This window comes from Ruegeria aquimaris (assembly GCF_025751555.1).
Taxonomy (GTDB): domain Bacteria; phylum Pseudomonadota; class Alphaproteobacteria; order Rhodobacterales; family Rhodobacteraceae; genus Ruegeria_B; species Ruegeria_B aquimaris.
The window spans coordinates 48,481-71,643 of sequence record NZ_JAOWLB010000018.1 but is presented as its reverse complement, the minus strand read 5'-3'; the positions used below and the strand labels follow the sequence as shown (position 1 = coordinate 71,643).

Below are 23,163 nucleotides of genomic sequence, written 5' to 3'. Positions count from 1 at the left end.
CCACGAGAGCTAGCTTTCCAGAAAACGGCGTCGTTGAACTTCCGAAGCCGCGACTTCTTCCGGATGTAGGTCTGCCGGACGTCCTGGCGGCCCGTCGGTCGGCAATCTCGGGGCGGGTTTCCCGGCAGCAATTGGGAGACCTTCTCTTTCACCTGACGCGTGAGCGATGTCGAGGCCCAGGGCGGTTCGGTGTCCCGTGGGTTGGCCGAGCAAGTCCGTCAGCGGGTGGATTGCATGTCCTGTCGATACTTTGCATTCCGGTTGGGGAGAATGACCCAGTTGGTGTCTATGATCCTTCCTCGCACGCCCTCAAGCTAGTCCAAGACCCGACCCTTGTGAGAGATGCGAATTCGGATAGCGTGAATTCTCTCTGTTCGGCGACAGCTGGAACGACCCTTCAATTCGTCGCTGATATCGAATTTCTTGAAAGCTGCTACGAGAATAGCGCCAGCCTTATTTGGCGTGACAGCGGTGCGCTCGCCATGACGATTTGCATGGTTGCCACAAGTTTGGGAATGACGTCGGTGGTGCTCGGGAGAGTAGGAAGCTCCCTCCTCGGCGGCAAGAACTTCACCGACCGTTTTGTCGGTGCAGGTGCGGTACATTTGGGCGGAGGATAAAAATGGGAGCCTGTTGCGAGTGACATCGATTTCGAGACGGAAAGCAAGAATTGTGAAAGGTGGTGTGGTCCTCTCCTACATTGGCTTTTTGCTGACGGGACCAGCTTCGAACTGGCTCATTCAGAACGTGGGAACTTATTGCGTTCCCAATGGACCGTGCTTGATACCGGTCTTGCCGGGGATATCTGCGCCGAGCGGCGTTCTAATGGTCGGCCTGGCATTGGTATTGCGTGATCTCGTCCATAGAGATCTCGGTGCGTACTGGGCGCTTTCCGCCATTTTATTAGGAAGTCTCATATCTGCGATATTTTCCCCCCAAGCGCTCTTAATCGCCTCCACAACCGCATTCCTCTTGTCGGAGCTTTCAGATTTCGCGGTTTTCGCCCCGCTGCGCCGGCGCGGATTCGTGGTTGCCGCGTTGGTCAGTAGCACTGTTGGCTTGATTGTTGATAGCTTGGTTTTTCTTTGGCTCGCGTTCGGCAGTTTGGACTATTTGGCCGGACAGGTCTTGGGCAAGCTTTACATGGTACTCGTAACCATCCTAATCATTGTCATTTGGGAGCGTCGAAGGGGAATTTGGGCAAAGCGCCCGACGCCGCTTTAGGCAAAGTCATAATGGGACAAGGCCGCGGCGTTTGAAGTGATCGTGAACCTGGCAGGTGTCTAGGAAACTAGGGGTACCTCAAGGATCGGGCCTGTGCGTACGCGTCCGCTATTGTCATTAGGCATGAAAAGCTCGGAGAATCCTGCACATGGTGTCGGAGAATGAAACCAAGAACGAACCGCCAAATCTGATCGAGAGCTTTCTCATTCCGAAGGCATCCGGTGTTTCACCGCTGACCTTCAAACTTCCGAGCGAAGACGGACGCGGCTCGGTGACTGTTCTTTGCGGAGAAAACGGAACCGGGAAGTCTTTCATCCTCAGAGCTTTGAAGGGGGTGGCAACAGCCAAGCAGTCGTCAAAAAGCTTTCCTGGCTTCAAGCTCAAGACAACGGGTCAAGGTAGGGTTAACATCGTTCGCCCCCACCACCACAAGGAACGCATGACGTCGCTTGGCATCCTGGGCGAGGTCCAGGCAGGAAAGAAGGTCAATCTAGGCGATGAGTATCTGAGGTTGAAAATCGGGCTTTTTGCCCTGCTCATGCCGCATATCTTGGAGGCGATAGAGGCACCAGATGATTTTCAGGCCGAAGAATGGCTCGACAATGAGACCTATCGGCAGTCGGTTCACCAAATGGTTCCGGATGAAGAAGAGGCGCTCTTCATGCTGGATGTCGCCGAGCATGACTTCCTCAGGGTCTTCTTGAAGGTCACCAACGCGGCTCTGGGTTTTCGCAAACATGAAAAGGGCATCGAACTCGTCTTGGTTTGGGGCAACGGTGTGGTTGCGCCCTACCCCGATTGGAGCGACGGCCAGAAGTCACTCTTCACGATCATGACCGAGATCGCGGTCGACCAACCCGACGTGTGTGCCTACGATGAAATCGAGAATTTCTTCCATCCCAGATACATCTCCGATGTGCTGGAGTTTCTCAAAAATCACGTGCCTCAAACCATCCTGGCATCGCATCACCCACATATGATCTTCGGTCGCGCTGTTGATGACGTCTACTTCGTCGAGCTTGAAGATGTACGGGATCCTGTCGGACCTACCCGCATTGTACGCCGCCCATCGCAGCCAATCCCGAAACGCCGTTTCACCAGGCTAAGAGATGATTTCAGAAGGCTTGCCTATACCTACAAGCTCTTCGACATTGCCGATGCCAGATTGCTGTCCCAAGCAGCCTCGAGCACAGAGCTATCTTCCAGCACAGTCAAATTGGCAATGGCAACCGCCTTTGAGTGCTCTGCTGCGCCGGCCCGCGCCAGCCCTTATCCAGACCGGCAGACCGCCCAGATCGGTGCTTTCCTTGAAAAGTACTTCTCCGGGATGACCACCCTTGATGTGGTTGATTGGGGTGCCGGCCTCGGGCGAACTGTCAAAGAAATTCGCAAGACAGGTGCGGCGGAACAGATCCGTTGGACGTTGTTCGAACCCGTCGCTGACACCGGAAAAAAAATTGGCCGAGCTTCATGCCGATGACCCAGGGATCACGATAGTTCCACATGTCGAAGCACTGGCGCATATCTCTGCCGACGTCGTTCTTCTGACGAACGTCCTTCACGTACTTCGCCCCGCTGACATCGCCGAGGCTGTGAGTTGCATCTGGAAGTTACTCGCGGAACGAAAGGGCGTCTTGATTGTCTCGGAGATATTTCCTCTTCTTATGCCAGAGCAGAACGCTGTTCCCGTGCCTGACCATCACCTTGTGATGTTTCTTCGAGAGGTTGGCTTCGCCGTTGCACAGGTCAGTTTCGAGGTTGCAGGTTGCTCGGCCTATTGCCTGGCTGCGAAGGTGAAGCCGGGTTCACCGCTTGCAGCAGAGGCAATTGAGTCCGCGGCCATAAACATGTGGCGGCAGATCAATGCGGAATTCGTCGCGAACTATGCGGATGCTGGCCCAATGACCTCGCTCGAGGATCAAAAGCGGCTGCTAAACTGGGTTTTTGGCATAGCACGAATACAGCACATCTTGCAGTCATAGTTCTGGCGAGAATGCTGTTTTTCAGTCTATGATTTGGGGGTTTTCGAGCGATCCGATTTTGGACGCAGCTAATCCGGTTTCTGTCAATTTCCGCCCAGCGGCGTCATTCCCCCGGCAAATAGAACTCCGTAATCCCCCGCTTGCCCTCGGCCCGCCCGAGCTGCACGATCACGTCGATGGATTTCCGGATGTATTCCCGCACTTCGGCAAATGTCAGCGGTGTGCCAGCCTGTAGCACCATGATCGCCAGCCGGTCGATGGCGAGTTCCGCGGTTTCCGCGTGGATGGTGGAGACCGACCCGCCATGGCCCGTGTTGATCGCCTCGAGATAGGTCAGGGCCTCGGCCCCGCGCAACTCTCCGACGATAATCCGGTCGGGTCGCATGCGGAGGGAGGCCTGCAGGAGGGCGTTGGCGCTGCGTTGCGAACCGGCACCGCGGTCGGCCAGGAGGGCGACGGTGTTCGGCTGGCCGGGGAAAAGCTCGAAGGCGTCTTCGATGGTGATCAGCCGCTCTTGCTCGCTCACATGCATCAGCAGGTGTCGCGCGAACGTGGTCTTGCCGGTCGAGGTGCCGCCGCTGATCAGGACGTTGAGCCGTGCCTCGACCAGGGTTTGCAGCGCGACCTCGAGGTTCTCTTCGGCAAGACTGGCGATGTTCTTCATCTTCTCGGCTCGGAGGGTATCGAGCGAGACGGCCTTGCCGAAGAGATAGGCTGGGGCGTAGTCCCTGACGCTGCCCGAGGCGAAGAGGCGGATGGTGATCGAGGCACCGCGATCAATGGCTGGCGGCACGGCGACCTGGACCCGGAGGGGCCGGCCTGCATATTCCACCTTGCCGGACACGAGCGGGTTCTTTTCAGAAACGCGGGCCTTGGCATCGCCAACGATGGTCTGGGCCATGTTGAGGGCGGTGGTGCGATCCACAGTTTGGCCTTCGTGGCGCATGGTGGCGTCGCCTGCGACCTCCAGCCAGACCTTGCCGTCCGGGTTGATCGCGATCTCGACCACGTCGTAGCGCCGCAGAAGGTCGCGGAACGGGTCGAGATATCGCTCGAGGTAGGAGGCTGGGCTTTCTGTCCTGGTCAATAGATCACCACATCCCGATCCACGAGCACGGTGACCGAGGCGCCCTGATCGACATAGATCGTCGGCGCGATCGAGACCTGATCCGCGATGACCGAACCGACCGCGTCCTGAAGGTCGCTGCCGACATCGCCCAGGACGATGCTTGTGGTTTCATTGTTGGCGCTTTCCGCCGCCACCGCAGGCGCGGCTCCGATCACGGAAATCAGCGCCGCCCCGCCGAAACGTTCGGCGAACTTAGTGTCGACGAGACCGGTGAGGCCTGAGCGGCCAAGCTGGTCTCCGCCCACGGCGGCGATTTCCATCGAGGTGCCGTCCGGGGTCAGGACGCGGGTCCAGAGGATCAGGATGCGCTTCTGGTGCATCTCGATCCCGGAGCGGTATTGGCCAAAAAGGCGGGAACCCCGGGGGATCAGGATCCGGTCCCCGGAAAACGCCGGAACCGGTTCAGAGACGACCGCGACGACTGACCCCGGCAAGTCGCTGTTGATGGCGGTCTGGAGCGCGGCCTGGATGACGGACCCTTGGGTCAGGGTGCGCTCGGGATGGGAGAGGCGGGCGGCCTCCTGCACCTCGAGCGGGCGCGCACTCTGCAGGAACGCCTCATTACCCGAGAGGACCGGCCCGCCAGTGCCAGCGGCAGCAGGATCGGCCACCGCCGCGCTACTCGCGCCGCCGCGCGGACCGTCGGCATAGACCACGGCAGGGGATTTGATTTGCGCGGTCAGAAGCTCCTCGGCGATCCGTTCGGCCTCGCGCTGGCGTTGCTCCTCTTCCTGGCGGCGGCGTTCTTCGAGCAAGCGCTGATCGGCGATCAACCCTTCGCGGTCGAGCTCGGCCTCGAGCCCCTCGCGCTGCGCCCTCTCGGCATCGAGCATGGCCTGCAAGCCCTCGATGCGGGTCTCGGTCTGGCGCTGCAGGTTGGCAAGCTCGGTTTCCTTTGCTGTCAGGGTCGCCTCGAGCGCCGCCTTCTGCTCGTCGAAGGCCTCGCGCAGGTCCGCAACAGCGGACTGGATTTCCGAGTTGCGGGCGGCCTGGCTGGCGGCAAGGGCCTCGCGCAGCTTGGCGATCTCTGCCAGCACCTCGGTGCTCGGTTCCGGGGCAGGGGCGGCGGGGACATCGAGCGCTTCCTCGACCGCGATCAGCGCGTCATTCACCCTTTGCTCTGTCTCGTCGGGCGGGAACTCCAGCCGCCCGCCTGTGCCGGGGCGGCGGTCCTGGAAGGTCTCGACATCGGAGGTCTCGAGCGCACTATCGCCCTCTTGCAGTCCGGTGGCCAGGAAATACGCGACCCCGGCACCGCCCACGGCGAGGGCAGCGGCGAGCGCGCCGACCCCGAGGCTGTTGCCCCGGCGTTTGGATTTGCCGCGCTGGCTGAACTGATCAAGGCGGTCTTGCAGATCGGGAGGGGTTTGATCGGCCATGGTCAGTTGCTCACGTAGATGGCGCTCTCGTCGCGCCAGGCACAGATGGCCTCGTCGCCGATGCGCAACGTCCAATAGCTGTTGACCCCGAGCACCCGGACCGTGTTGCCTTGCTGGGTCCAGTTCACGGTGCGCTCACGGCCCTGGTCATCGGCCTTGAAGAGGGCGGGCTGGCGACCGTTCTCCGGGAAAACGAAATACGTGTAGCGCCCGTCGTCATAGATATGGCTGGGGCGGAAGTCGCCGATCCCCGAGACGCGGTAGTTGTAGTTGCGCGAGGCCTCGAAGCCTTTGGGCTGGGTTGCACTCGCCGCGCGGCGTTCTTCGTCGGGGTAACGGAAGCGCACCTCGAAGAACATGCCGGTGCGGTTCGGAATCGAGCCCTCGCGCAGATGGAAGGAATAGGTGCGGCGGTTTGTGATGACCGTCATGTTGGTGGAGGCATTGGCCACATGCGGTTTGATCGTGAGCACATTGCCAAGCTCAGGGATTGGATCGACCTGGAAGCTTTCGGTGTCGCCGACGATCACGGCCTCAAACCGCTCCCCCGCCCCGAAATGAATCGTGGTCGAGTGCCGCAGATCGGTCTCGATCCGGTAGACCTGGTTTTCATCATAGACGGCGGTGCGAATGCGGATGTCGAGCGGGCCGCCTTGCGGCGTGGCCTCGGCATAGGCGGCAACAGGAAGGGCAAGCGCCAGGAGGAGCGCGGGCAGGGATTTCATGGGGGTCAGTTCTCCAGGGTCTCGGCGTCGACGCGGTAGGAGGTCACCACGAAGCCCAAGGGGTTGGCCCAGACGTCCTGAAGGCGCTGGCGGGTTTCGGGTTGGAAGTCGTAGCCGACGGTCGCCACGTAGGACCGGGTGACGGTGCGCGTGTCGCGCGGCCGGCGCAGCGTGCGGGTGAAGCGGACCTGGGCCACGCCGCGCTCGATCTGGTTGACGGACTTGATGACCACTTCGATCTTGGCGTCACGGCCATAGACGGTGATCGGATAGTCCTCATTGGTAGAGGACCAGAGATCGCGCAATGTGCGGGCGGCGTCGCCGTCCGAACGGTCCAGCACCGAGTTGATGCGTTGCTCGCCATCGGTCAGGTCATAGGTCTCTCGGTCGTCGACATAGGCCACGAGGTTCGCCTGGATAATGGCGTCGCTCTCGGAAAGCGTCAGCGCCTGGACAGCCGCAACCCGGTCCATCTCGCCGGTCTCCTTGTCGACCACGACCACGAAGGTCTCGGTGGATTTGAGGGGAAAGAGGCTCGCGCCCGCGACCATGCCGGCGACGCCGACCAGCACGCCGGCGGCTGCCACGAACCAGGCGAAGCGCTCGCGCCGCCTGGGCCCGTAGATGAAATCCGCCTCGAAAGCGTCGCGGTCGTGGTTCGCGGAACTGGTCACAAGCTTCTTCAAAGTCGTCGTCTTTCACATCAGGGTTTTCGGAAGGCCTTGGCGGCCGAGAGAAGCGCGCCGGGGCTTTGCCGGATCAGCTCGCCTGTCTTCACCACTCCTGCATTGGCCATCTGGTTCAACTCGTGCGGAGATTTACCGGTGACGAGGCGTGAGGTCGCTCCGGTGCCATACTCCCGCGTGTTTACGAACCCCTGCCGCGCGAGGCCGGTCAGCCCCACGGCATTCGAGGCAATGCCGACAACGCCGGTGAGGTTGGAGGCGATGTAGGGGACCGAGGCCATGATCCCGGCGCTGAGGATCAGAATGACGAGGAAGGGCAGGATGAGGCTGACGGTCTCGACATCGCCCGGATCGGCGGAAGCATCCCCGATGGCCTCGGCGATGGCCACGATGATGCCGGCGGCGCCTGCGGCGGCGACGGGCATGAGCGCATAGCCGATGGTGGCGCGGGTCCATGCCTCGAAGAGGGACTGGGTCGGCTTGAACAGCGAGGTCACGATCATGAAGGGGGCGATCACGATCATCAGCGCGAAGACGATGCGGGCGAAGGCGATGATCCCGGCAGTGACGGCGGCAAAGACGGCGGAGAGGACAAAGAAGATGGCACCCAGAACCGCGCCGAAGACCCAGCCCGCGCGGTCGCCGATCGTGTCGCCATAGGCGGTGATGCGCGCGACCATGTTGTCGAGGCTCTCATAGACCCCGGCCTCGTCGCCCGAGCCGGTGAGCGCCAGGATCGACGCGCCGACGGAGTCGGGCACCCGTGTGACGATGTCATAGATGACGCTGAAATTGTCCCAGCTCTGCGCGAACATCCCCACGAGCGCCACCTTCATCCCGAAGGCAAAGCCGGTGCCGAAGGGCAGGGGGCGGAGCTGCATCACCGCGTTGATCCCGAGGAGCACAACGAGGAGCGCAGCCCCGGCGGAGATCACGTCGCCGACAGCACCTGCCGAAGAGAGAAAGCCGTCCTGCGCCACGGTATCCACCGCGGCGTCGACCTGGCTCAGGATGTCGCGAATAACGCCCATCTACTCGGCACAGGCCTCCGCAACTTGCGCCTCGAGCGCGTCGGCTTTGGCGTAAAGGTCCAGCACCTTAAACGGCAGGCGCAGGTTGTCCGTGGTCTGGAACCGGGGCAGGGCGGTGAGCGCCTGATCCCAGCTGAACTGGTCGAGCAGGCAGGTGCAGTTCTCTGAGGCGAGCGCCTCTTCGGCAATCAGGATGCGCAGGATCGCCCGGTAGCCGTTGCGCAGATAGGCGGTCTTGGCCAGATCGATGGGCGGTTTCGGGACACGGCATGCGTCGGCCTCGTCCCGCGCGATGGCCATCGAGTTGAAGGGTGTGTCACCGGAGGGCTGCGTGGTCGGAGTTTGGGCCAACGCAACACTTGGTAGGGCGGCCACGACAAGCGCGGCGAGACCAAGAGATAGAACTGGTGCCAAGTTGAGGGTCATGACTTGCCTCATGGATCCACCGCCATCGAGCGGAACTTGCGTTCATCCGCGAGCGTCGCGGCATCGACAACGCCAAGCTGGCCGGCGCTGACGCCCTGGGCCGCTTCCAGCCGCCAGATCTGGGTCAAGATGATGCCGAGCTCGGCGGTGACGCGGGTGTTGAGATCGACGGCGGCTTTCAGCCCGTCCTGGTCGTCGATGAGCCCGACCATGGTTTCGAGCCGCTCAAGGCTTTGCCCCGCCTCTTCGTGGCTTTCCTGTGCGGCGACCGACAACATGGCGCTGGCCCCTGCCGAGGTGGCGATGCGGTTGTCGGCGGGCTGATCCGATCCCGAGAGCGTGATCAGGCGCTCTGACGTGAAACCGCTGCCAGACAAAACCCGCTCGACCGAGGCCGAGAGTTCCGCGCCGGGATTGAAGCCGCTGAGAAAATCGCCGCTTGCCAGAGATTGTGCGGTATTGAGGGGCGCGATCAGCTTGCCGCGCAGCGCTCGGAATTCTTCGACCGTGGCAAAGAGTTCTCCGAGCCCGCTGCCTTCAATGAGCGAGGTCAGTTGCGCCTCGAGGTTCGTCAGCTGTGACAGTTGGGTTTCCAGTTCCAGCCGCATGGTCGCGAGCTGCTGCATCTGGACGTTCAGGTCCTCGGCCATGTGCTCGAGCTGGGCCACGAGTTGACCAAGCTGCGAACCATCGAAAGTCGGCACGCCCTGGGCCTTGGCCGGTCCGCCAACGCCGAGCGCGACGACCGCGGTGGTCACCAGAAGAAAATGTCTCATTCGGGAACTCCCATCTGCATGAAGTCGCGCCCGGCCAGCCGGTCGGCGACGAGGTGTTGCGCGTAGGCCGCCTCGCGCTGCTGGTTTGCCGCCATCAGCCGGACACGGAGGTTGAGAATGCGACCGATCTCGGCCTTGGCGTAGGTGTTGAGCTCCCAGGCCGCCTTGGCATTGGGCTGCGCATCGATCTGCAGGATGATCGCGCGCAACCGGCTGATGACCTGTTCGGTCGTGGCCGAGCTGTCGGCGGCGTAATAGACGCCGGCCTCGGAGATGCTGGCATATTCAGCGAGCGCAAAGTCCGAGGGCGAGAGCGTACCGAGCGCATCGGCGCCGCCCACCACGGCCAGGTACTCGTTATAAAACTTGGAGATGTTGCGGACGTAGCCTTGAGTCTCGGCAAAGGGCGGCACGCCACCATATTCGATCACCCGGCCGGGGCCTGCGTTATAGGCCGCGAGCGCATGGGGGATGTTGCCGAAGCGGTTGAGCTGCGTGGTGATGTAGCGCGCCCCGCCGCGCAGGTTGTCCTTCACGTCATAGCGGTCGACGCCGAGATCGGCGGCGGTGCCGGGCATGAGCTGGGTCAGACCATAGGCCCCGACCGGACTTTCGGCGGCGACGTTGAAGCGGCTCTCCTGCTTGATCAGGGCCTGAAAGAGGCAGCGCCACTGGGTGGCCGAGAGACCGGCGCGGGCCACACCCGGGGCGCCAGCGAATTCGCCCGCGACCTCGACGATCATCATCTCGACCGTCTCGCGTCCCTCGCCGAAGAGGCGGTTGTTCATCGGATTCGGATCGGTATTGGGATAGACCGCCGCCACGCCAAAATCCGCGTTTCCTTCGAGCGCGCGGATATCGAAGCCGGGCCCGGTGATGGCCGCCGTCATCTCTTCGAGGACGCGCAGCTGGTCGGCCTGCACATCGGCCAGCGTGGACTCGGTCCGATCCTTGTCCTGCTGGACGCCTAGATCCTCGGCCAGCGCCGTCACCCGCGCGATGGCGCGGCCAATCGCGGAATTGTCCTGCGTCGGCACGCCCTGGGCATGCGCGGGTAGGCCGCTGAGGCCGAGGCAGAGCCCGGCGGATATGATCGCGGCGCGGCTCATTCCGGACGGGGCAGGGGCTCGAAATTGCAGTCGGGTTTGACCGTCTCCTGAGCCGGTGCGCCCATGGTCGAGAAGGAAAGCGCGGACCGGGTAACCTGCGGCTCGCCATTGCGTCCAAAGCAGGGCGAGGTTTTCTCGGTATATGTCTCGCAAGCCGCCAGAAGGCTCGCGGCGGCGCAAAGCGCGAGGAGAGGTTTCGAACTCATATCACATGTCTCCAGAAATCGGGATTGGCGCGCCAATCGGCGGGCACGCGGGCTTCGCCGGTGGCGCCGCCGCCAAGGATGGGAAGGAGATCGCCAAGTGCTGAGAGGTCCGCATCGACGAAGACGCTGTCGCCCGCCGAGCGCACAAGCGCGATGCGCTGGCCAATGGTGGGCTGCACGAGAAGGGCAGCCTCCTTGGCGTTCACGCGGAGAAAATCGTAATCGGAGACCGTGGCGCGATCGTTCGGGAAGAGGATCTGGGTTGGCACCGTCTCGACGATGGTCTTGCCGACGCGGCTGTCGCGCAGCTGGCTCGGATACTGCGTCATCATGATCACGACGCAGTTCATCTTGCGTAGCGTCACCAACCAGTTTTCCAGCCTGGCCCCGAAGTAGGGATCGTCGAGAAGCTTCCAGGCCTCGTCGAGGACGATGATGGTGGGGCGGCGATCCTCGACCACGCGTTCGATCTGGCGGAAGATGTAGGAGAGCACGGCCATGCGCTCGGTGGTCATGTCGAGGATCTCGGTCATGTCGAACCCGACGATATCGCCCGTGAGCTTGAGGCCGGCGCCGCGCTCGGGCTCGTCGAAGACCCAGCCATAGCGCCCACCTGGCGCCCATTCGGCAACGCGGGATTGCAGCTCGCCATCATCGTCAAGCGACTGAAACAGCGTCTCGAAACTCGCGAAGCGCTGCAGGGCCGCGCCCGCATCGGCGTTCTGGCCGACGGCGCTCTGAATGTGGCGCGATTGCTCGCCCGAGAGCGTGCCATTGCGGGTGAGAAGTGTCGCAAGCCAGTCCGAGAGCCAGGCGCGGCCGCGCTCGTCGGTCTCGGTGGCGAGCGGGTTCAGGCCCGTCGGTACGCCTGCGCGGATTTCGTTGTAGCGGCCGCCAAGGGCGCGGACCGCCATCTCGAGCCCCCGGTCCTTGTCGAAGAAAAAGAGCCGCGCGCCGACCCGCTGCGCCTGGGCTGCAAGGAAGGCGGTGGTGAGCGTCTTGCCGGTGCCGGTGCGCCCGAGCACAAGCGTATGGCCGACCGTGGGTTCCTTGCCGGGACTGCCCGCCTCGTGGAAATTGAAGCGATAACCCGAGGTGCCGACCGTGGGCAGGACCGAGATCGTCTGACCCCAAGGGGATTGGTCAGGACCGCGCCCTTCGACGCTGCCATGCAGGGCCGCGAAGTCGGCGAAATTGATCGAGGAGATAGGCGTCTTCCGCGCCCGGTAGCCGAAGTTACCGGGTGACTGCGCGAAGTAGGTGGCTTTCAGCGCCATGTTCTCGCGTACGATGACCGACATGATTTCCTGGCCGACGCGCTTGATCTGGGCGGCGGCCCGTTCGAGGATGTCGCGATCCGGCGCATAGACGGCGATAGAGAGGTGATGGTCGCCAAAGGCGATGCGGCCCGCCTCCTGGTCATCGGCGGCTTGCCCGAGCTGTTCCCGCAGCGAGACGGCGGCATCGTCGGAGGCATGCATCTGGCGGATGATGCGCTGGATGCGTTCGGCCATGATGTTGTTCGGGATTGGGCTGAAGGAGTTCGTCAGCACGATGTCGAGGGGCAGGTCGAGCGCGTCGAGCAGCGTGACGTCCGTGAGCGCCGGATAAGTCTTCATCGAGAAGAGCGCACCGTATTTGACCTGACCGGTCACGGCGTCGCTCAGGGTGACGACGTCGCCATCGAAGGTCGCGCGGCAATTGCTCAATGTATGCGAGAGGGGCAGGGCGCTTTGCCCGAAGCCGATGGGGGAGAAGCTGCCCGCGTTCAGAGTATTGAGATAGCCCAGCCACTCCCCGCCCGACTTCGTGAGCCGGACCGGGTTGGCCGAGGCAAGCGCCACCTCGAAAAAGCCCATGACCTCGTTGAGTTCCTGTACACGCGTGGCGCGGTCCTTGACCCAGGCCTTGCGGGCCAGCGCCCGCAGGAGCGGAATGCGCGACGAAATGTCGGGCCGCCGGATGACGCTGAGATAGAGTTGGCGCTTGGCGGGGCGGAGGTCTTTGACATGGGTCTGCCAGCGCGCATCAATCGCGGCGGCAAAGCTGTCCCCTTCGATGGGGCGCATCCCAAGATCTTGCGGCACCGAGATGCGGTGGATGTAGAAACCAAAGGCGTTGCCGGTCTGGGCGACGATGGCGGCGACCGCGCGTTTGAGCGCATCGAGCCGGGCGTCCTCACTGGTCATCGGGTTCAGACCATCAAGGCGCAGGGTGGCCATGAGGTCGCCCTCGCGCAGCACCATCACATCCTCATCCGCCAGCGCGAAATACGGCAGGTGTTCGGCGAGATAGCTCTCCCGCGCGAACTCCCGGCCGCCTGCTTGAAGGAGTGCCGTTCCGTGAGTGGAAAGTGTGCCCGCATCAAGCGCCAAAGCTGTCACCCCCATGCAGGGCGCGGTTCTTTGTCGGGCGCACCGAGCCGTAAGAGACGCGCAGGACCTCGAAGAAATGCGGCTCGCGGTCGGCGACGAACCAGAGGATCGGATAGGCAACGAGGCCGATCAGAAAGAAGACCATGGACTTCGTCCAGATGAACGGCAAAACGACCCCTGTCGCCAGCACCACCAGGTATCCGACAGGGAGGCCCAGATACTTGGGCGGACGGGCGAGGCCCAGAAAAAGGGGGGATCGTTCTGCCAACTCTATTCTCCAACCTCAGGAGAATCCGTCGACGATGGTGCCGGCCGAGAAGATCAGCACGATCCCGATGATGACCGAGGCAAACCAGCCCCAGTTGAGCCGTCCCATCATGCACATGAAGCCGGTACCGATGACGGCGAGCGTGGCGACTGCGATCCCGATGGGACCGGTCAGCGCGGCCTCGACGGTTTCCAGCATGGTCTGGATCGGTGACAAGTCTTGCGCGAGGGCGGGCGTTGCGAAAGCCGCCAGGGTTGTGGCGGCAGGCAAGAGGCGGCTGAGGCGATGTCGAAGCATGCGAAGTTCCCTTGTTTTACTGAAGTTCGATAAGGACCGGCGCGCGGGCAGGCACGCGGGTCGCGACACGGATATCCGGCGCGGAAAAAGGCGCACCCGCCAGCCGGGACCGGATCCGATGGATGCGCGCGATGTAGTCGCGAGTCTCGGTGAAAGGCGGGATGCCGGAGTACTCGACCACGCGGTGCGGGCCCGCGTTATAGGCTGCGAGCGCCAGATCGATGTCCTTGAACGTGGCGATCTGCGCGAGCAGGTAGCGCGCCGCGCCGTCGAGGTTCTGGGAGGGATCACGCGGATCGACGCCGAGCGCGCGGGCCGTGTCTGGCATCAACTGGCCCAAACCGTAAGCGCCCTTTGGGCTCACGGCGGTTGGGTTGTAGCTGCTCTCGGCCTCGACCAGGGCGCGGAACAGGATCTGCCAGTCGTCGGCACCCAGGCCGACTTGCCGCAGGGCACGGTTCCCCTGGTGCCGGTCAGCAGTCGTGCGGATTAGGGAGAAAATGTCGTCGCGTCCGGACGGCGGTGTGGCATCCAGCGAGGCAAGAACCACCCCGGCCTCAGCGCTATCACCCAGCCCCGCCCAAGCAGGTCGTTCGCCATGAAAGGTCCAGCCCGAGGTCCGGGCTGTCCCGTCGCGGCCGAAGGCGATGACGTCAGCCGCGCTCCTCGAGGGTAATGCTGTAGTCAGGACCAAAGCGCAGATCGCGCCCGTCACCGAACTCGAGATGATGTTTGAAGAGCCCCGGCCATATGTTGAAATACCGCGGCTCGGGCCCGTGCGGGGTGATCCGGGTAGAGACCAGAATGGCTTCCGGCTCACCCTCGCGCAGGTAGATGCACTGGTAGCGCGGCTTGCCATCGTCCGTGAACCCCACGAGTTCATACCGGCAGCGGAACGCGATGCCCTTCTCGGACAGGTCTTTGACACCATCGATGGTGATCAGGATCTGGTTGCGCGCTATCGGCATGTTCGGACTCTCCCCACGAGAGCCCTTCTACTTCCTGCGCTTAAATCCATAAAGTCATATGGAGTCAATACGACATATTGCAGATAAAAACATATTGCGCGATAGTCTGCGCAACTTTTGCGGGAGAGCGACATGAAGCGACAGGCGATGGCAGCTGCAATGGGAGTGATGGCGGTGTTCGGAGCCCCTGAGAAGGCGCAGGCCTATGACATCGACTGCGCCATCATGCTCTGCATGGCGGGTGGTTTCCCCCCGAGCGCGGTCTGCGCGCGGGCCTATCGCACCATGATCCGCCGCATAACCCCCTGGCCGAGCCTGCCGCCCTTCGGGGTCTGCACCTTCGCCCATGTGCCGGTCGAGCTGGGCGGGCCCGGCGGGGAGGGCGAGCTCGACACCAATCTGCCGGAATACGAATGGCTGAACCGGACCCACGTGATCTGGTTCACCGGGCGCTCGTACGAGCCGCGCGACGAGCCGCGACAGTGGGACTGGTCGATCCGCTCTTGCGATCGTGAGAACCGGACCTGCCGCTACATTCAGCGGGTTCACGGTTCCCACACGCCTTGGCCCGCGACATTCATCTCCGAAAGCGGTCAGGAGATTGCCTACCCAAGCGGTGGTGGCCTATGGCACTTCTATTCCCGCAGCATCATGGTCGAATACGGCGACTACGAGGTCAACATGGGCCACTCGGAGTGGTTTTCCTACTGATCTTGGCTGTCCGGCAACTTGAGTGAAACTGTCCGTAATTCGACAAGCGTATGGTCGTAACTGCATGGATCCACAAACTGGCGGCGGCTCACGCTTCCATCATCCCAGCGATAGTCGGTAAACACATGGGTTTCGTCCGTTCCGTCGATGATAAACCCTTCCTGGAAGGGCCAGCCTGTCTTTCTTTTCGCCATGTACCCGCGCTACTCGTACCGTTCTTGCCGTTTTAACTTTTGAAATTGAGGCGGGATCAAAGCCTCAGGAAGCGGATTAACGCCTCGCGAAAAGCTCTTCGGGATCGACATTGAGCGCCTTGGCGATGCGTTCGAGAAGGTCGAGGGAGGCCGCGAACTTGGCGTTTTCGACCTTGCCCATATGGCCGCGGCTCACATCGGCCCGATGAGCAAGCTCCTCCTGGCTGAGGCCGCGGGCGCGTCTCAATTCCTGGATGTTCAGTGCTACACGGTCCCGCAAGTTCATGCCCGCGAAACGGACATGGTGCGCGAAATATCGCCACGCGATATATGTTACATTCGAAGGTGAGGGAGCAGAAAAATCGAAAATCGGTGCTTAGAGAAATAGGACCAATTTGCATGCAGTTCCGGGTACTTGGTGTTGTAAATGCTACTAGGGCGAGTAGCGATGACCGTCAATACACCATGACACGAATCAGCGTCAGTCACGCAGAATGTAGATTATGTTAAATAATGGATGCTTGCGTGGGAATTCAAGGTTCTGTCTTACGTTGATTGTGATCCCGACGATCATCACGACCAAGAAGCACGACACCGCTTTTGCCTGGCTGATCGCAAAAGCGGCGACCTCATCGGCGATGTTTTTCCAATCCTGTCTCTGCTGAGGATTTCAGGCGGAAGCATATTATCAGAATCGAAACCATTTTCTGGGTGTTGCTTCATTTTTTGCAATGGTGAAGTGCGCGCCCAGAAATGCCGATGCCCAAAATTTTTTGGGCACCGGATGATGGAGTTCAAAACAGCAATTCTCAAATAGAGCGACGACCACGAACGATCACGTACAGAGTAATTGCAATCGCCGCTTTCACCGCATCCCCGAGGATGAATGGATAAAGCCCGACCTCAAGAAGCCTTTTTTCATACCCGACAAAGTTGCCCAGCCAAATGAGTCCAGGAATATACAGGACCACCGAACCTGCTACCACCGCCAGTGCCGTAGTTAGGACAAGCGGAATTCCGTCGATTCTCCTGACTATCCATCCGGTGACCGCGGCTGCGAGCAAGAAGCCCGCCAGGAACCCACCAGTAGGTCCAAATACATAAGCCAGCCCGGCTGGTGCGGGCGGCGTACCCGCGAATACTGGCAATCCGAAAATACCTTCTAGCAAGTAAACGAAGACTACAAGGCTGCCTCGAATGGGTCCTAGAAAAAGACCAAGGCCCAATACTATTACTGTCTGTGTCGACATTGGGACCGGATAGAAAGGTACCACGATTTTTGCAGAGACTGTCAGTAAGATTGAGCCGAGAAGTAGAATTAGGGCCTCTCGGGTCGTGAAGTAGATTGACCGTTGTTGAATAGGTACCGCGTTCATTTAGATGTCCCTTTTGATTTCAAACTTGCGCTTTTTCATTGGTATCTTCACATGCGCTTCGCGACTTCCTCGAGCATTACCTCGGTCGCGCCGCCGCCTATGGCCTGAACACGCGCATCGCGTGACATCCGCTCAACAGGTGTTTCACGCATGTAGCCCATGCCACCATGGAATTGCACACAGTCATAGAGCACGGAGTTGACGAGTTCGCCGCAATAGGCCTTGACCATCGAGACCTCTTTTACGCAGTCCTGCCCTGCGGCATCCAGACCGGCGGCGTGATAGACCAGCTGACGTCCTGCCGCGATCCGCGTCTGACAGTCGGCCAGCCGCTGGCGCACGGCCTGCTTGTCCCACAGAACCCCGCCGAAGGCCTTACGTTGCTTGACGTAATCCACGGTCATGTCCAGCGCCGACTGCGCTTCGCCACAGGCCATCGCACCCAGGACGATCCGTTCGTTCTGGAAGTTCTTCATCACCGAATAGAAACCCCGGTTGACCTCGCCCAGGATGTTTTCGGCCGGGATGCGGACATCTTCGAAGATCAGTTCGGCAGTGTCCGAGCACAGCCAGCCGGTCTTGTTCAGCGCCCGGCCGACCGAAAAGCCCGGCGTGCCCTTTTCAACAGCGAACATCGTGATCCCGCGCGATCCTTTGGCATCAGGGTCGGTCTTGGCCCCGACAAAATAGAGGTCGCCGTGAACGCCGTTGGTGATGAACATCTTGGTGCCGTTCAGAACCCAGTCCGACCCGTCCCGCACCGCGCGGGTGCGCATACCGGCCACGTCCGAGCCTGCGCCCGGTTCGGTCACGGCAACAGCGGTGATCTTTTCACCCGAGGTGATTGACGGCATCCAGCGTGCCTTTTGTTCCGGGGTTCCCGCGTTTTCGAGATGCGGCGAGGCCATATCGGTATGCACCAGAACGGTGGCCGAAAAGCCACCGAAGGTGGAACGACCGACTTCTTCGGCCAGCATCACGCTGGACATCACGTCCATCCCTGCCCCGCCGTATTGTTCGTCATAGCGCATCCCCAGAACGCCCAGATCTCCCATCCGGCGCAGCACGTCGCGCGGCACCATGCCGTCCTCTTCCCAAGCGTCGGCCTTGGCCGTCACCTCGGTTTCGATGAAGCGGCGCAGCTGGTCGCGGATCATCTCGAGATCTTCGTTGAATGGTCCGTTTGCGGCGGTGATCGTGTCTTGGCTGGTCATGTCTTGTCCTCCGGATCAAGTTTTACGAGGGGGGCGTTCCCGGCAACGGTGTCACCTGGGGCGCAATAGATTTCGGCCACCACGCCCGCGACCGGCGCAGGCAGGCTTTGAAGAAGTTTCATCGCTTCCAGCACCACCAGGGTATCGCCGGCAGCGACACGGTCGCCCGGGGCGACGCGGATCTCGGCAACGGCACCGGGCATCGGTGCGGTCAGGGTGTCGTCACCAGCAGCCTCGCCCGAAGAGCGACGCAGATGCCGGTCCTGAAGCGTCTGGAACTGGTGTGTTGTCATGCCGGTCGGGGTCTGAAGATGCACCGTCCAGCAATCGCCTGTGCGTTCAACATGGGCAACACGAGAGAAGGGAACCCCATCAACATGGCCACTCAGCCGACCGGCGTTCAATCCGGGCGCCTCGACCGCGCAATGCGTATCATTCGTCAGAATGGCCGCGAGCTGTGCTGCGCCGCTGCTCACTCGCACGGGGCCATCACTGCTGTTGTGCCAATATGAGGCCATGCCAAGCCGTCCGGCAGCACCGGTCAGGCGCCAGCTTCCCAAGCTTTGCCAGGGGCTTTGATCCGATGGGGCAAGATGTAGGTGCAAGGCAATAGCGGCCAATGCAGTGCTTTGCTCATCGGGTTCGGGCTCGGTCCAGCCATCGGGGAACATCTCGGGCAAGCCCGAGGTGTGGTGCCGGAATGCCTGAAACTCGGGATGTGTCAGCAATGCGCGCTGATAGGTTAGGTTCAGGCCTACGCCGCCGACGGCGAAGGTATCAATAGCCGCGACCGCCTGACGGATTGCTCCGGCTCGATCCGGCGCATGTACGATCAGCTTGGCCAGCATGGAATCGTAGTGGTGGCTGACGACCGAACCGGTCTCGACGCCGCTGTCCAGCCGCACACCCGGAGGCGTTGCCCAAAGGGTGATCTGGCCTGTTTCGGGCCGGAAATTCTCTGCCGGGTCTTCGGCTGCGATACGGATCTCGATCGCGTGCCCGTCAAAGCCGATATCGGATTGCTCCAGCGTCAGCGCCTCGCCACGCGCGATGCGCAACTGCCATTCGACCAGATCAATTCCGGTAATGGCCTCGGTCACTGGATGCTCCACCTGAAGGCGGGTGTTCATCTCAAGAAAATAGTATTCGCCGCGTTTCGGGTCATAGAGGTATTCCACCGTTCCGGCCGAGCGATAGCCAATGGCTTCAGCCAGCCGGACCGCCGCCGCGCGCATGTCTGCGCGCAGGGCTTCGGGCAGATCGGCGGCCGGGGCCTCTTCGATCAGTTTCTGGTGGTTGCGTTGCAGCGAACAGTCGCGGTCGCCCAGATGCAGCGCAGTACCATGGCTGTCGCCAAGAACCTGCACCTCGATATGGCGCGCGCGCGGGGCGTAGCGTTCCAGGAACACCGCCGCGTCGCCAAACGCGCCCTTTGCCTCGGACCGGGCCGAGGCGATGGCTTCGGCCGCGTCCTGCAAATCGGTGACAAGACGCATCCCGCGCCCGCCGCCGCCTGCGCTGGCCTTGACCAGAAACGGGGTACCAAGTGCCCGAGCCTCGTCCAGCAATTTCACATCGGACTGATCTTCGCCGCGATAGCCGGGAAGAACGGGCATGCCGGCGGCCTCGGCGGCGGCCTTGGCCTCGATCTTGGAACCCATGCGCGAAATAGCATCGGCCTCGGGGCCGACGAACACCAGTCCTGCGGCTTCCACCGCGGCCGCGAAATCCGCATTTTCCGACAAGAAGCCATAGCCCGGATGCACCGCGCCCGCGCCGGTCGCGCGCGCGGCCTCAAGAATGGCCGGAATGTTCAGGTAGCTGTCAGCCGGGGCGGCACCACCTATACAAATGGCATGGTCGGCCTCGGCCACGAAGGGTGCGTCGCGGTCCGCTTCGGAGAAGACCGCGACGCTTTCCAGTCCCAGCTTGCGGCAGGCGCGTTGGATGCGGCGGGCGATTTCGCCACGGTTTGCGATCAGGACTCGGGTAAAGCTCATTTGACCCGCCACGAGGGAATATCCTTGTTCAGGAAGCTGTTGATGCCTTTGATGCCTTCTTCGGTTTCCCAAGCATCGGCCAGTCGATCGGCGGTATAGATCATGTTTGTTTCAAGGTCATGGCTGGCCACATAGGCAATCAGCGCCTTGGTGTCCGCAACCGCGCCCGGTGCTGCCTGAAGGTGATCATGCACCACCCGTTCCACGGCGGTATCCAGATCATCGGGCGCGACAACCTCGGTCAAAAGCCCGATCCGCTCTGCCCTTGCAGAGTCGAACAAGGCACCCGACAACATGGTTTCGCGCGAATGCACCTTGCCGATCCGGGCCACGACATAGGGCGAGATATTGGCCGGCAAAAGGCCCAGCTTTACCTCGGTCAGGCCGAAGCGCGCCCCTTCGGCGCCGATCGTGTAGTCGCAGACAGAAATCATGCCGACCCCACCGCCATAGGCCGGGCCGTTGATCCGACCGATCAGGGGCTTGGGCATTGTATCGAGTCGGCGCAGAAGCCGCGCAAGGGTCGCGCTTTGCTCGACCCGTTCGGCGCGGGTCTTTTCGACATTCGACGAAAACCAATTAAAATCGCCGCCCGCGCAGAAGCTTTTGCCGTTGCCGGTCAGAATGATGATGCGGACAGCCTCGTCCGTGGCCATTTTTTCCGCGGCGTCATAAAGCTCGGCGATAAGATCGCCGTTCAGGGCATTGTGTTTGTCTGCCCGGTTGAGCGTGATCGTCGCAACGCCACGATCATCGGTTTCAACCAGGATTGTGTTGTAGGTCTGGGTCATGTGTGAAGCTCACATTCTGAATACGGGAGTATGGCGCCCGGCTTCAGGCACCGATGTCACAATAGAAAGGCACAGCCCGAGAATATCGCGGGTCTGGCCCGGTTCGATTAGCCCGTCGTCCCACAGCCGCGAGGTGGCATAATAGGGATCGGACTGTTCGCCATACTGGGCGCGCACCTGGGCTTCGATCCTAGCCATGTCGGTCTGCATCCTCTCCGGATTGCCCCCCTTCTGGCGGCGCAGCTCCAGCATCACGTTGGTGGCGATGTCGGCGGACATGGTGGCCAGTTCCGCAGTCGGCCAGGCAAACAAGAAATTCGGCGCAAACCCGCGCCCGCACATGCCGTAATTGCCCGCTCCATAGGACCCACCCAGCAGCACCGACAGGCGCGGCACCTTGGCAACGGACATGGCATAGACCAGTTTGGCACTGTCCTTGGCGATGCCGCCACGCTCCGCATCTGTTCCGACCATGAAACCCGAAATGTTATGCAGGAACAGCAGGGGGATGTTTCGCTGGTCGCACATGGACACGAACTGCGCCCCTTTGAGAGAGCTTTCGGACAGAAGAGCCCCGTTATTGGCGAGAATCCCCACGCGATAGCCATGGATACGTGCCGTACCACAGACCAATGTCTCACCCCAGCCGGGCTTGAATTCGCGGAACTCGCCCGCGTCAATCATGCGCAGCAAAACCTCGCGCATGTCATAGGGCTGTTTGCGATCGGCACTGATGACGCCCAGCAGTTCCTCCGGGTCATGCGCGGGCTGTGCGGGGGCTGCGTCGGGCTTCATCGGACGTGATTGGCCCAATTCAGCCACGATATCACGCATCAGGGCCAGCGCGTGATACTCATCCTCGGCCAGATGATCGGATACGCCCGAGATATGTGAATGCATCTCGGCCCCGCCTAATGTTTCACCATCTACGTCTTCGTTGATGGCGACCTTGACGATTGATGGCCCGCCCAAATGGATGCGCGCGTTGCCGCGCACCATAATGACTTCGTCCGACAGGGCGGGAATATAGGCCCCGCCTGCCGTGCAGCCACCGAACACTGCCGAGATTTGCGGCAGGCCTGACGCCGACATGTTGGTCTGGCGATAAAAGGAATTGCCGAAATGACGCGCGTCGGGAAAGACCCGATCCTGTTCGGGCAGATAGGCGCCGCCACAATCCACGAGGTAAAGGCAAGGCATCCGGTTTTCCGCTGCAATTTCTTGCGCACGGATATGTTTTTGCACCGTCTCATGGTAGAATGACCCGCCCTTCACTGTCGCATCGTTTGCGATGATCATGCACGGAAGGCCGTGAACGATCCCGATGCCCGTAACGATCCCTGCCCCAGGGACTTCGCCGCCATATTGCCCATAGGCCGCCAGGGACGACAGCTCCAGAAAGGCAGTGCCCGGATCCACCAGCAGGTCAATCCGCTCGCGAACAAGAAGCTTGCCGCGATTGCGGTGGCGTTCGACCATTTCTAGACGCCCGCCACCAGAGGCCGCTGCAATCCGCTCCCGCAAAGTTTCAACCCGTGCGCTCTGCGCCGCATGGTTGCGTGCATAGACTTCTGAAGAGGCGATTACAGTTGTTTCAAGCTGCGCCATTTCTCAGTTATCCTGTTTTTCGAGTATTCCGTGAACGAATACGTCAGCGTAATTTTTCGCCAGCGCCTCGACGCTGCCGCGCTTGGGGTCGAACCATTCAAGCGTCGCGTTGAGTGCGCCGATCAGCATCAACCGCAGGTGACGAACATCCACATCTTGTTTCAATGCGCCGTTCGCCTTTAGCCGTGCCAGCAGGCTGTCCCACTCCGCTTCATAAGAACGGCGTGTCGGCAGATTGGCATCCCGGACTGACTGCGGCACCTGTCCGAATATGCGCACATTTGCCGAAGAATAATCACTGACATCCAGAAGGGCGCGCAAATGCGCCGTGATCGCCGCGCGCAAGATGACTTCTGCGCTTGCGTCGGACGCCTGCGATGAAACGGCAAGGCGCATTTCATCGTGTACGGCCATGATACCGGTGTCGAGAATCGACAGCACTATTTCGTCCTTTGAACCAAAATGATAATAAATGCTGCCGGCCTTGATCCCCGCAACCTGTGCGATTTTCCTGAGGGAAACAGAACCATAGCCCTGCTCGCGAAAAAGCCGTGCAGCAACATCCAGCACGCCCTCTCGCCCGACCGGACCGCGGGCTTGCTGAGTTACTTGGTTCGTTTCGAGATTAGACATGGGAAATTTCTGCAACTTCGTACATAACTAACACTTGTTAGGTTGCGTGACGAAT

The 23,163-nt window shown here is 61.3% G+C and carries 26 protein-coding genes; 4 read left to right on the top strand and 22 right to left on the bottom strand.

What is annotated here, in order from left to right; all coding sequences use genetic code 11:
• The first annotated feature begins 825 nt into the window (after positions 1-825).
• The 3 genes from OE747_RS19520 to OE747_RS19510 all read left to right on the top strand — a co-directional run bounded on the left by OE747_RS19520 (position 826) and on the right by OE747_RS19510 (position 3,206).
• On the top strand, positions 826-1,224 hold the full coding sequence (locus tag OE747_RS19520) for a VUT family protein (protein ID WP_263830174.1): 399 nt from the start codon (positions 826-828) through the stop codon (positions 1,222-1,224).
• 148 nt (positions 1,225-1,372) lie between these two features.
• Complete coding sequence (locus OE747_RS19515) at positions 1,373-2,704, top strand: AAA family ATPase (protein WP_088725999.1); 1,332 nt, start codon at positions 1,373-1,375, stop codon at positions 2,702-2,704.
• Positions 2,682-3,206: a hypothetical protein gene (locus OE747_RS19510; protein ID WP_088726000.1), complete on the top strand. Its 525-nt coding sequence runs from the start codon at positions 2,682-2,684 to the stop codon at positions 3,204-3,206. The genes OE747_RS19515 and OE747_RS19510 overlap by 23 nt, the downstream gene beginning before the upstream one ends.
• 103 nt (positions 3,207-3,309) lie before the next feature.
• On the opposite strand, the gene OE747_RS19505 is transcribed toward OE747_RS19510, so the two are convergent.
• The 14 genes from OE747_RS19505 to OE747_RS19440 form a co-directional block, all read right to left on the bottom strand.
• A complete protein-coding gene (locus OE747_RS19505; RefSeq protein ID WP_263830173.1) occupies positions 3,310-4,293 on the bottom strand; it encodes an ATPase, T2SS/T4P/T4SS family in 984 nt (327 codons plus the stop codon).
• Complete coding sequence (locus OE747_RS19500) at positions 4,290-5,714, bottom strand: TrbI/VirB10 family protein (RefSeq protein ID WP_088726002.1); 1,425 nt, start codon at positions 5,712-5,714, stop codon at positions 4,290-4,292. The genes OE747_RS19505 and OE747_RS19500 overlap by 4 nt, the downstream gene beginning before the upstream one ends.
• A 2-nt stretch (positions 5,715-5,716) precedes the next feature.
• Entirely contained in the window at positions 5,717-6,439 is a 723-nt protein-coding gene (locus OE747_RS19495; RefSeq protein WP_088726003.1) for a TrbG/VirB9 family P-type conjugative transfer protein, read from the bottom strand.
• A gap of 5 nt (positions 6,440-6,444) precedes the next feature.
• The gene (locus OE747_RS19490; protein ID WP_088726004.1) at positions 6,445-7,125 is read right to left on the bottom strand and encodes a virB8 family protein; all 681 of its coding nucleotides are present in this window, start codon (positions 7,123-7,125) and stop codon (positions 6,445-6,447) included.
• Between the two features lie 17 nt (positions 7,126-7,142).
• A complete protein-coding gene (locus tag OE747_RS19485; RefSeq protein ID WP_263830171.1) occupies positions 7,143-8,156 on the bottom strand; it encodes a type IV secretion system protein in 1,014 nt (337 codons plus the stop codon).
• The gene (locus OE747_RS19480; RefSeq protein WP_263830170.1) at positions 8,157-8,582 is read right to left on the bottom strand and encodes a hypothetical protein; all 426 of its coding nucleotides are present in this window, start codon (positions 8,580-8,582) and stop codon (positions 8,157-8,159) included.
• Positions 8,583-8,590: 8 nt separating this feature from the next.
• Positions 8,591-9,358, bottom strand: a complete 768-nt coding sequence (locus tag OE747_RS19475; protein ID WP_263830169.1) for a type IV secretion system protein — start codon at positions 9,356-9,358, stop codon at positions 8,591-8,593.
• Positions 9,355-10,467 carry a lytic transglycosylase domain-containing protein gene (locus tag OE747_RS19470; RefSeq protein ID WP_263830168.1) on the bottom strand — a complete coding sequence of 371 codons (1,113 nt, stop codon included), beginning with the start codon at positions 10,465-10,467 and terminating at the stop codon, positions 9,355-9,357. The genes OE747_RS19475 and OE747_RS19470 overlap by 4 nt, the downstream gene beginning before the upstream one ends.
• The gene (locus OE747_RS19465) at positions 10,464-10,673 is read right to left on the bottom strand and encodes a hypothetical protein (RefSeq protein ID WP_263830167.1); all 210 of its coding nucleotides are present in this window, start codon (positions 10,671-10,673) and stop codon (positions 10,464-10,466) included. Before OE747_RS19465 ends, OE747_RS19470 begins: the two co-directional genes overlap by 4 nt.
• Positions 10,670-13,063: a VirB4 family type IV secretion/conjugal transfer ATPase gene (locus OE747_RS19460; RefSeq protein ID WP_263830166.1), complete on the bottom strand. Its 2,394-nt coding sequence runs from the start codon at positions 13,061-13,063 to the stop codon at positions 10,670-10,672. The genes OE747_RS19465 and OE747_RS19460 overlap by 4 nt, the downstream gene beginning before the upstream one ends.
• Positions 13,038-13,316 (bottom strand): type IV secretion system protein VirB3, encoded by a 279-nt coding sequence (locus OE747_RS19455; RefSeq protein ID WP_038070148.1) that lies wholly within the window; start codon positions 13,314-13,316, stop codon positions 13,038-13,040. Before OE747_RS19455 ends, OE747_RS19460 begins: the two co-directional genes overlap by 26 nt.
• A 15-nt stretch (positions 13,317-13,331) precedes the next feature.
• Complete coding sequence (locus tag OE747_RS19450) at positions 13,332-13,613, bottom strand: TrbC/VirB2 family protein (protein ID WP_009574106.1); 282 nt, start codon at positions 13,611-13,613, stop codon at positions 13,332-13,334.
• A 16-nt stretch (positions 13,614-13,629) separates the two neighbouring features.
• Entirely contained in the window at positions 13,630-14,163 is a 534-nt protein-coding gene (locus OE747_RS19445) for a lytic transglycosylase domain-containing protein (protein WP_263830165.1), read from the bottom strand.
• Positions 14,164-14,266: 103 nt separating this feature from the next.
• Positions 14,267-14,581, bottom strand: a complete 315-nt coding sequence (locus OE747_RS19440) for a hypothetical protein (RefSeq protein ID WP_008335576.1) — start codon at positions 14,579-14,581, stop codon at positions 14,267-14,269.
• A 132-nt stretch (positions 14,582-14,713) separates the two neighbouring features.
• Here OE747_RS19440 and OE747_RS19435 point away from each other — a divergent pair, with 132 nt between their 5' ends.
• Complete coding sequence (locus OE747_RS19435; RefSeq protein WP_263830164.1) at positions 14,714-15,292, top strand: hypothetical protein; 579 nt, start codon at positions 14,714-14,716, stop codon at positions 15,290-15,292.
• Here the strand turns inward: OE747_RS19435 and OE747_RS19430 are convergent.
• From OE747_RS19430 to OE747_RS19395, 8 genes are all read right to left on the bottom strand, one after another.
• On the bottom strand, positions 15,286-15,486 hold the full coding sequence (locus tag OE747_RS19430; protein ID WP_263830163.1) for a hypothetical protein: 201 nt from the start codon (positions 15,484-15,486) through the stop codon (positions 15,286-15,288). The genes OE747_RS19435 and OE747_RS19430 overlap by 7 nt on opposite strands.
• A gap of 76 nt (positions 15,487-15,562) precedes the next feature.
• Positions 15,563-15,733 (bottom strand): helix-turn-helix transcriptional regulator, encoded by a 171-nt coding sequence (locus OE747_RS19425; protein WP_263830162.1) that lies wholly within the window; start codon positions 15,731-15,733, stop codon positions 15,563-15,565.
• A 562-nt stretch (positions 15,734-16,295) separates the two neighbouring features.
• A complete protein-coding gene (locus tag OE747_RS19420) occupies positions 16,296-16,862 on the bottom strand; it encodes a biotin transporter BioY (RefSeq protein ID WP_263830161.1) in 567 nt (188 codons plus the stop codon).
• A 47-nt stretch (positions 16,863-16,909) separates the two neighbouring features.
• Complete coding sequence (locus OE747_RS19415; protein ID WP_263830160.1) at positions 16,910-18,076, bottom strand: acyl-CoA dehydrogenase family protein; 1,167 nt, start codon at positions 18,074-18,076, stop codon at positions 16,910-16,912.
• A complete protein-coding gene (locus tag OE747_RS19410) occupies positions 18,073-20,076 on the bottom strand; it encodes an acetyl/propionyl/methylcrotonyl-CoA carboxylase subunit alpha (RefSeq protein ID WP_263830159.1) in 2,004 nt (667 codons plus the stop codon). The genes OE747_RS19415 and OE747_RS19410 overlap by 4 nt, the downstream gene beginning before the upstream one ends.
• Positions 20,073-20,867 (bottom strand): crotonase/enoyl-CoA hydratase family protein, encoded by a 795-nt coding sequence (locus tag OE747_RS19405; protein ID WP_263830158.1) that lies wholly within the window; start codon positions 20,865-20,867, stop codon positions 20,073-20,075. Before OE747_RS19405 ends, OE747_RS19410 begins: the two co-directional genes overlap by 4 nt.
• 9 nt (positions 20,868-20,876) lie before the next feature.
• A complete protein-coding gene (locus tag OE747_RS19400; protein WP_263830157.1) occupies positions 20,877-22,475 on the bottom strand; it encodes an acyl-CoA carboxylase subunit beta in 1,599 nt (532 codons plus the stop codon).
• Positions 22,476-22,478: 3 nt separating this feature from the next.
• The gene (locus OE747_RS19395) at positions 22,479-23,108 is read right to left on the bottom strand and encodes a TetR/AcrR family transcriptional regulator (RefSeq protein ID WP_263830156.1); all 630 of its coding nucleotides are present in this window, start codon (positions 23,106-23,108) and stop codon (positions 22,479-22,481) included.
• Positions 23,109-23,163 lie beyond the last annotated feature (55 nt).

Excerpts from the sequence above, each read along its gene's own strand:
- OE747_RS19520 (WP_263830174.1), top strand. The coding sequence starts at position 826 with ATGGTCGGCCTGGCATTGGTATTGCGTGATCTCGTCCATAGAGATCTC.
- OE747_RS19515 (WP_088725999.1), top strand. The coding sequence starts at position 1,373 with ATGGTGTCGGAGAATGAAACCAAGAACGAACCGCCAAATCTGATCGAG.
- OE747_RS19500 (WP_088726002.1), bottom strand. The coding sequence starts at position 5,714 with ATGGCCGATCAAACCCCTCCCGATCTGCAAGACCGCCTTGATCAGTTC.
- OE747_RS19495 (WP_088726003.1), bottom strand. The coding sequence starts at position 6,439 with ATGAAATCCCTGCCCGCGCTCCTCCTGGCGCTTGCCCTTCCTGTTGCC.
- OE747_RS19485 (WP_263830171.1), bottom strand. The coding sequence starts at position 8,156 with ATGGGCGTTATTCGCGACATCCTGAGCCAGGTCGACGCCGCGGTGGAT.
- OE747_RS19480 (WP_263830170.1), bottom strand. The coding sequence starts at position 8,582 with ATGACCCTCAACTTGGCACCAGTTCTATCTCTTGGTCTCGCCGCGCTT.
- OE747_RS19475 (WP_263830169.1), bottom strand. The coding sequence starts at position 9,358 with ATGAGACATTTTCTTCTGGTGACCACCGCGGTCGTCGCGCTCGGCGTT.
- OE747_RS19470 (WP_263830168.1), bottom strand. The coding sequence starts at position 10,467 with ATGAGCCGCGCCGCGATCATATCCGCCGGGCTCTGCCTCGGCCTCAGC.
- OE747_RS19465 (WP_263830167.1), bottom strand. The coding sequence starts at position 10,673 with ATGAGTTCGAAACCTCTCCTCGCGCTTTGCGCCGCCGCGAGCCTTCTG.
- OE747_RS19460 (WP_263830166.1), bottom strand. The coding sequence starts at position 13,063 with ATGGGGGTGACAGCTTTGGCGCTTGATGCGGGCACACTTTCCACTCAC.
- OE747_RS19450 (WP_009574106.1), bottom strand. The coding sequence starts at position 13,613 with ATGCTTCGACATCGCCTCAGCCGCCTCTTGCCTGCCGCCACAACCCTG.
- OE747_RS19440 (WP_008335576.1), bottom strand. The coding sequence starts at position 14,581 with ATGCCGATAGCGCGCAACCAGATCCTGATCACCATCGATGGTGTCAAA.
- OE747_RS19435 (WP_263830164.1), top strand. The coding sequence starts at position 14,714 with ATGAAGCGACAGGCGATGGCAGCTGCAATGGGAGTGATGGCGGTGTTC.
- OE747_RS19430 (WP_263830163.1), bottom strand. The coding sequence starts at position 15,486 with ATGGCGAAAAGAAAGACAGGCTGGCCCTTCCAGGAAGGGTTTATCATC.
- OE747_RS19420 (WP_263830161.1), bottom strand. The coding sequence starts at position 16,862 with ATGAACGCGGTACCTATTCAACAACGGTCAATCTACTTCACGACCCGA.
- OE747_RS19415 (WP_263830160.1), bottom strand. The coding sequence starts at position 18,076 with ATGACCAGCCAAGACACGATCACCGCCGCAAACGGACCATTCAACGAA.
- OE747_RS19410 (WP_263830159.1), bottom strand. The coding sequence starts at position 20,076 with ATGAGCTTTACCCGAGTCCTGATCGCAAACCGTGGCGAAATCGCCCGC.
- OE747_RS19405 (WP_263830158.1), bottom strand. The coding sequence starts at position 20,867 with ATGACCCAGACCTACAACACAATCCTGGTTGAAACCGATGATCGTGGC.
- OE747_RS19400 (WP_263830157.1), bottom strand. The coding sequence starts at position 22,475 with ATGGCGCAGCTTGAAACAACTGTAATCGCCTCTTCAGAAGTCTATGCA.
- OE747_RS19395 (WP_263830156.1), bottom strand. The coding sequence starts at position 23,108 with ATGTCTAATCTCGAAACGAACCAAGTAACTCAGCAAGCCCGCGGTCCG.